The organism is Reyranella soli (assembly GCF_007992495.1).
GTDB classification, from domain to species: Bacteria; Pseudomonadota; Alphaproteobacteria; order Reyranellales; family Reyranellaceae; genus Reyranella; species Reyranella soli.
This window is the reverse complement of record NZ_BKAJ01000267.1, coordinates 1-7,841: the sequence shown is the minus strand read 5'-3', so window position 1 is coordinate 7,841 and position 7,841 is coordinate 1. Positions and strand designations below refer to the sequence as shown.

General features: G+C 60.5%; 4 protein-coding genes. All 4 read left to right on the top strand.

The annotated features are described in order from the left end of the window. Positions 1–1,335: 1,335 nt before the first annotated feature. The 4 genes from RSO01_RS48145 (at position 1,336) to RSO01_RS45025 (ending at position 6,868) form a co-directional block, all read left to right on the top strand. Entirely contained in the window at positions 1,336–1,488 is a 153-nt protein-coding gene (locus tag RSO01_RS48145; RefSeq protein WP_170303856.1) for a hypothetical protein, read from the top strand. 1,061 nt (positions 1,489–2,549) lie between these two features. After that, positions 2,550–3,284 (top strand): response regulator transcription factor, encoded by a 735-nt coding sequence (locus tag RSO01_RS45040; RefSeq protein WP_147157163.1) that lies wholly within the window; start codon positions 2,550–2,552, stop codon positions 3,282–3,284. A 2,149-nt stretch (positions 3,285–5,433) separates the two neighbouring features. Further along, on the top strand, positions 5,434–5,688 hold the full coding sequence (locus tag RSO01_RS45030) for a hypothetical protein (protein WP_147157162.1): 255 nt from the start codon (positions 5,434–5,436) through the stop codon (positions 5,686–5,688). A 448-nt stretch (positions 5,689–6,136) separates the two neighbouring features. Beyond that, a complete protein-coding gene (locus RSO01_RS45025) occupies positions 6,137–6,868 on the top strand; it encodes a hypothetical protein (RefSeq protein ID WP_147157161.1) in 732 nt (243 codons plus the stop codon). Positions 6,869–7,841 lie beyond the last annotated feature (973 nt).

Below are 7,841 nucleotides of genomic sequence, written 5' to 3'. Positions count from 1 at the left end.
CATCCTCGGCGTGGTCGTGTTGATCAAGGATGGCAACGACCCGGTGACGGACGAGGCCGCGTCCGCGGTCGTCGACGCCCTGCGTTCGGCCGGGTTCAACGCAGCAAAAGGAAACTGGCCGGCCGACTGGCGTCGCTTCCGCGGCACACTCAATGGCCCGCAGACGCCCGGCCCACGGAAGCGCCTATCCGCATCGTCGTCGGCTCAAAAGCGCGTTGACCTAGCCCCGGTATCTTCGTCACCCGCGGCCCATTCTGTCACTTCTCGACCTGGGCGAAGGCCTGCGCGACGCAACACTGGATCCATCGCAGCGGTATTGCCGGCAGTCGACGCTGGTGCGGTTCAATGGGCCATAATGCGAATCGGTAGGATGTTCCGGCGATTGGGCGCGCCCGGCAGCATGCAAATCACTCGAATGCCGGATCGTCTCCGCGCCCTGCAAAAGACGTTCGGTCCTATGTCGATGCGCTGCGACATCTGCCGGCGCTACACCGCTCTGCCACTAACAGGCCTGCCCGACGTGGACTATCTCACGAAGCGGTTTAGCTGTTCCCCCTGTGGCTCCTGCCTGGGTGTGCGTGGTCGAGCCGGCAAACAGCGGGGCATTCCGACTATCGGATCCGCAGCGACACCCCGCGGCCGTGGATCGGCTGACTGGAAAGCGGCCAAATCAAAAGGGGTGACGCTTAGGCGGAGAACAGCCGGGCCGTAAGATCGATGCCCGACGTTAGAAGGCCGTAGGGGAGGCGGACTGAACTCTGATAACTTGACGCCTAACATTCGGAGCGCCTCGTCGAGTGTCGCCACGACAAAGGGTACCTTCCCGCCCTTTGCCACGTGGGTGGCCGTATAGAAGCGGACGAGCGATTTAAGTCGTCCTGCGGCACTACGTAGATCCTTTCTCGGTCCTTGTGCGCATATGGCGATCACCTCGCGTGGGGACAAAGTCAGTAGACGTTTCGGCCTTTTCGACGCCGGTCATGTCGAAGATGCAGTCGAACGTACCCCTGCCTCGAGTGCGCCGCCAGCTTGTCGGGCTCAGCAAAGTCACTCTCAGTAAGCTCCTCGCGGAAACGAATGGGTACCACTTGGCGGGTTTCACGGACTTTGACGTCAAACATAGCCTCGCACGACTCCCCGACACCCAGGTGCAAGCTTTGCAGATGGCGGAGAGGACGGCAGACTTGCGTTCCATCGTTGTCCGGCCGACGTAAGGGCAACGCGATCTGCACTGAGACATTTACCTATCGATGCATCGACTGTCGGGGCTGGGCCGAAGTGTTGGAGCACCTAGATCCACACAAGTCGCCGACGCTAAGCGAAGGGAGCCCTAGGATGCCGACGTTCGGTAGAGTGCAATGGACTGTCGACGACAAGGCGTGGGAGGCGCTCTGCGCCCTTCATGCCGACAGCGAGCTCGTCGCCTTCCGGGAGAGTAACCGCAAGGTCTCAGTCGAGACGCTGGATGGGAAGCGGACGGCCGCTTGAGTCGGCGACTGGATCGTCCAGAGTATCGACGGTTTTCAGGTCGACCAAGCGTGAACGGCCGAGGTCGGCGGCGGTCAGCGCGGGATGCAGCCCGCCCCGGTTGTGACCCCGTCTAGGGACTGGCGACCAGGCGGGCGCGCCAGAAACGGGGGGAAACAGGGCACGTGACAACGGTCCCAAGGCGGAAGGGCTTTTTCTTGCTACAGTAGATTGAGTGGTGCCGTATAGAGGCTAGCCCGGTGGGGCTGGCGCTATCGGCGTGCCCACCTAGCGTCACCGGCCGCCGGCCTTCGCGGCTTGCTTCAGCCAAGCCGTAGCTCGGGCCTTATCCCTGAAGATGCGAAGCGGCCGGTTCGATCCAGGGGTATCTGCAAAATGCGCTGCGTCAAACTGATTGCCGCCATTGGACACGATTGCAAGAGGACCGATCGGACCGCGTCCATCCATAGCGTGCTTCCGGACCCACGCACCGATGGACTTTAGTTCATCCGCCGACATCGTCACTTTGGCGCCAGTTGTGTCGAGTAGCTTTGCCTTGGGGCATCGCACCTTGCTCTGCGAGGTGATCCAGGTAGGCCAAGAGATCCGCGGCGTCGAGGTTGTCTTCAGCAAAGGCTTCGACTAGGCGTGTCCCATGGTCGATGTACACGCGCACTGGCATTCAAGGTCTTCAAGCGCCATTGGGAACAAGGGACGCAGGCGTTGCAGGGCACCAGCGGGTGCGCTGCAAGTTGTTAGCCGGCCAAGTAGGATTGCATTCAACCCAGTGCACCTTGTTGAGGTTCAATGGGCGAACCAAATCGATTGTGGCGCGGTGCCGGCACTCGGGTCGCTGCTCATGCGACGTGACGTCGGCCAGTCCCATTCCTTAGAAGGCACCCTTCACGGCAACACACTGCAATTATCTAAGTGCGTGCAGGTCACCGCGAGGTCATTTTGAGCGCTCGCATCCTCCGGCTTGGGACGCCAAGCTACGGGTTAGCAAGCGAGGCGATGCCGCCAAGCCAGCCTAGTTGTCTACTCCGCCCTGTGCCTTCTCTTCCCACACACCCAGTCTGGGAATGCGCCAAGTGCTCGACGTAATACTTGTTGATGACGATGACCTCTATCGTGAAGTCCTGTCGGCAGACCTAGTGGACAGGGGGTTTTCGATCTCTTGCTTTGCTGAGGGGCCTTCTTTCCTTGACGCGCTGAGCAATGGCCTAGAGGCGAAAATAGGTCTGCTCGACTGGGCATTGCCGGAGATATCAGGTCTCGATCTGATGGTCGCCTTGAAAGAGCGTAAGATCGGGCTCCCGGTAGTCCTTCTGACAGGATACTCCTTGGCCGAGCGGGAACTGCAGGCACTGCATCATGGAGCAGTCGATTTCGTAGACAAGACGCGTGGCGCGGACGTGCTGGCCCACCGGCTGCAGTTGATCATCGACGGCAAGCGCCAACGCATCAGCATTGATACAACGCAGGCCCGGGTCGAGCCCGAGGTAGAGAATCATGGCGAGCTGGCGCTCCATCGGGGCACTGCGCGCGCTCTGTGGCGAGGGCGGGATATTGGCTTGACCGTTTCCGAGTACAAAGTCCTGGCGTTGCTAGTAGCGGATGGCGCCCCCCAGACGTACCGCGCTATCTACGACACCGTGCATTTTGCCGGCTTCATCGCCGGAGCAGGTGAACACGACACGACAAACGTCCGTGCGTTCATGAAGCGGATTCGCCAGAAATTCGTGGCGGTCGATCCTGGCTTTTCAGCGATCAAGAACGTCCGATTTGTCGGTTACCGTTGGCTCAACCCTGTCTGATCAGCCCGTCGCCACCCGTCGGCGCCTCGTCCACCATATCTACTTAGGCGGCTTAGCTGTCGGTCCCGCGGAGGCACTGAAGCATAACTGCGTCAGGCCTCATCAATGCTTGCGCCCACGCCTTTTGCAAAGTGGCGCGTCACTTGGAACAAGGCGGCATCCCCCAGGTGCCTTTGCAAACAACTGCCAACGGGCGCCGGTGGACGCCCGCATTTACTCCGGGGTGTCTGCCGGTCTCCCGGCTTGCTTTAATCTTTCGAGCCTGAGAGCGTACAAAATTGCGAGGCTCTTTGGGCCAACTCTCGGGATGGCCGCCAATTCGGAAGGATGCGCTGAGTTCAGGTCATCCACTTGAAGGAATCCCGCATTTGCCAGAGCCCGGGCAGCGCCAAGCGGCAGGCCCTTGCTCTGCCAAGTCTTAGATGCCAGCCAATACTCTTCGAATGACGAAGGTTTACGCCTGATGTCGGACAACTTTCCCTCAATCCGTGGCTCAATGGTTTGCCCGGATGATGCCTACCGGCGGTGAAGGCTCCGAGTCGGTTTGTCACGTCTTAGTTAAGAAGGTACCTGAACGCGGAATTGTTTCATCCTACCGACCTTGGTTCTTAGGGCCGTGGATGGCAGAAGGACCGCCGCTCGGCCCACGCACGCCTCTTGTTCGGAAATTGGCTAGGCCAACAGGCCTAGCGGGTCCTAGTTGCTTGGTCCCAGTCACCGGATGTGGCCCCCACCGGAGCTACGCAATGGTTTGTCACGCCAGCGTCGGTGCCTAGGAGGAACGGTACGACAATCTAAGTCGCACCGCCCCACCACTCAAGAGGCACACGCGTAGACCAGCAGCGCCTCTTCCCACACTCTGAAAGGGTAGCTGGCCTAGACTGCCGCGCGGAAAAGAAAACTCGATGATGGCGGGAAAGCCTCTATCCCGCCCGATCACTGACCGCCGTTCCTGTAGTGAGCCACTTCAGGAAATATCAGCCCGCTCAATGCGCCGTAAGATCTTCTTGTAACGCTCGCACTCGGTGGGACGCCCTGCCCAGCGATCGTCGTCATCACTTTCGCCCTTCAATCCGACATTTCAATTCCTGGTTGATCACGGGTGTGTGTGGCAAGCTTTCGAGAACGGGCGTTGAGGGATGCACGCAAGAAACGGGAGCAAGCTGCCGAAGCCCGTCGGCTGGCTGTATTAATTTCGATCAGGTCAGACCGCGACGCCCTACTCGCCCAAGCCGCTGAACTCGAGGCGGAGGTCGCGCGGATAGAGCGCCAATTGAACGCCTAGCCTTTGAGGCGCCGGGCGCCCAGGGACGTCCCGCCTTCCCGGGAAAGAGAGGCGACGGGCGACCCATGGCCACCCGTCGCCCCCTGCGCATGTAGGGGCTTATCCCACACCGCAAGCGCAGACCGCGGTCCCGCTGTTTAGTCCCGGCATTTGGTGGAGCGGATCGAGGGTGAATCGTTCTGGATCTTTCAGCCGTACACGTCTGCCGTCACTCTGCAGATGCTTTGCGCATGGAACAAACTGTCAGGGCAGGCGTTTCCTCGGAGGGCCTAGCTCTTTCTGCGCTTAGAGTCGCCGTAAGGGAGGCGCATCGATGAACTTCTTCCACGGCTGCGTCATCGCACTCGAGATCGAGGCCACAGCCCTCTTGTCCGCATGGTTTGCTGTGCGTGTGTGGCAGGTTCTGGCTTAGGGCGAACTTGCCCGTGGTTGCGCGCCACTTCGCACGCGCGTGCCCAGGTCGCCCCCTCGGTGACAGTTTCCGGCGTGCAGCCCTCGTGTCAGAGCCACGGGGCCTTATCACCTTCCGTGTCGGAGAAGCTACCGTCATCCCCCGTCGCATTCCGCACGGGGAATGCTTTTGCGTGGAACACCTCCGGGAGGCTGCTCGATCGAGTCTGGCAAGCGCCATAGAAAGGCCCGCGCGGTGCGAGCCGCGCGGAATTAGTAGGCGCCCTAGCTGGGGTGGCGGGTGCAGAACCAAGCCGGGCGCCTACGCCCTAGGCAGACAGATCTTTGCTTTCGCCTGCCTACCAGCCTTCCCTGGAGCCACTGTTCGCAACTCTGGGTACCTCATCTGCCCCGTTGTAAGAAATTGGAGATGCCAACTATGACAGGTGAGGGCGACCACGAGGGGAATGCGAGTTGCTTTCACACTATGCCCTGCCTGTTGCTCTTCTGTTGGCAATGGCGCTGTCCTTAGGCGTGGCTGCTGTTCTGGTCAGTCGCGAAGTCGTCAAGCGACAGGCGATCTCGAAATGTCGGTCGCAGACTGCTGCCCGTCCCTTCCGACCTAACGCCTTCACTGGGTTCGATTTGCTGCTGATCGGCATCATTGCCTTGACCTTCGCCGCACTCGCCAGAACCACGATTTGGCCGCTCTCTACTCTCAGGGCCTAGTCATCCTATGAAGAAGACTGCTGACGCACTCGATATCGCCGCGAGATACTTCGCGTACAAGCTCTATGTGCCCGGTAAAGCCGTGACGGAGCCGGACTCATGGCAGCCCCTCAGGACCCTTGGCGAAACAGCAGCAACTGTAGGCAGAGCGGTTGATCGCGGCTGGGTGGCCCTGCGGGATGTAGGGCGGGGGGAGGCCAAAGAGCGATACGCCGCACTGACTGACCAAGGCCGAGTTCTCGCCCGCAGGACACTTAGGTAAGGCCTTCCGAGGTCATTATGGAAATCGCGCCGGAACACTAACTGCTGGCGTCGTGGCGGCGAACCGGGGGCGCAATTGCAAACGGGTCTAGCGTACTACGGCTTTGTTCTGAGTATTCTTGCTTGCGTACCTTCCATCCCTGCCGCCGGCCAGACTCCGCATAGGCCGCCCGTGGTGAAACAGAAAATGGTCGACATTGACACTGCCTGCCGGGTTGCAGGGGGCCGCCCCGGCGGAGGGTCCTACATTTTCGTGCAGGACTTCAGCGGCGATGGCTTGAACGATTACCTAATCAGCGAGGGCAACTACAACTGCATTGGCAAGCCGGACGCCTTTCGCGCGGGCGGCAAAGCAATGGTCGAGATCTACGTGACCAGCGGCGGCGACGCCTTTCGCGGATTTTACGAGGTCGTGCGTGGATATCGTATTCTCGATACCCGGCCGCGAACGGTGCAAATAGTGCGTGATGGCGCGGCCTGTGGAGGTGCGTTGTCAGCGACCTGCACAGTCACCCTGCGCTGGGACCCCCCAAGCCGGAAGTTTACCGCGGCTTCTGCGTCTAGCTCACCCATCACACCATCAACGGACTTGAAACCACCTAATGCTGCCGTAACACTCCCCGCAGGCGTCCTGACCGCTGCCGAGGTCAATAGTCAGGCCGTGGGCCGTAAAGTTCAGGGTGACGGGACTCAGTGGTTGTACTATTCGAACGGCAAATACGAATCCGACGACGGCCGGGTAGCCCGAAGCGGAACCTATGTCGTCCGACCGGACGGACGCCTGTGCTGGAACGACAGAATCGGCGTCTCCGGATGCTTCCAATACTACAGGCAGGCGGGCAAACTGCACCTGCGCAGGGCTGACCCTGATAACACGTTCGCACTCGGCCCGATCACAGTAGGTTCTTTACCGAGATAGAAGCTGACCTTCGCTCAGACTACTCGCCTGTGGAGAGTCTCGTCGCTCTGTAAGAGGGGCCGAGAGGAGGCAAGGGCTCTAGCACTGAGCCTCCAAGCAGCAAATCGCTCCGCCATCGAGTAGGCGCTCGGTGTCGGCGCGAACCCACCGCCCCAAGAGGGCCATCCCAACGGCGATGCCGGGCAATTTAGCACATTAGGGGTAACTAAGGCGCTCGCGGCTTGCGGGGCGGACATATGGTTGTCGCCGCCGCTGGCGGCTCTTTACCAAACTAGTGCCCTAATGATGCATCGGTGAAGCCCCACACCCTCCCGCAAGAGGAGTGTGGGACCGCTTCGTTCGTACCCGACTGATCGCTTGCGGCTTAATAGCGAAAACGCAACGCCCTCTCCTGAAGCGTGCCGATCTTGCTTTTCGCCACGCCGACACGGGGCGGGCGTATTGGAGGTAGTTCTCTTCACCACGCAGTAGGTTGCACGTGTTCTGGTACGCTGCAGCCTTGCTGCATCCCCACGCCAAACACAGCAAGTGGCCGGGCCCCGCATAGTTAGCCTTCCTATGCGGAGCCGCCGAAATCCGCGCGGTGCCGCGCTGGAATACCCCGTGACACCGAAGCATAAAGGGTGAGGATAATGGACAGCGATACTCTCGCACGCCGCATCTTCGCGGCCTTCTGTGGGGCAGGCCTTGTGATCACTCTGATAGCCTGCGTACTGTAGCCTTCGCTGACGCCCTCCTGCCGCGCCTTGCTGCCGTCCCGCAGGCTAGCGTTTAGCGATTGGCGTTCACTTGGTAACCAGGCCAAAGCCAAACCGGATCTGCCCATGCCGGCATGGCGGCGGCTTTACGGATCAGCGCGGTGTGCAGATGCTGACGAACTGCAGCGCGCAGTTCGGGCGACAGAGCCAGCCTTCCGTCACGAGATTCATGAAGACAACGAGCGATCCCGTGCCACAGGCTAGAGCGATTTCCC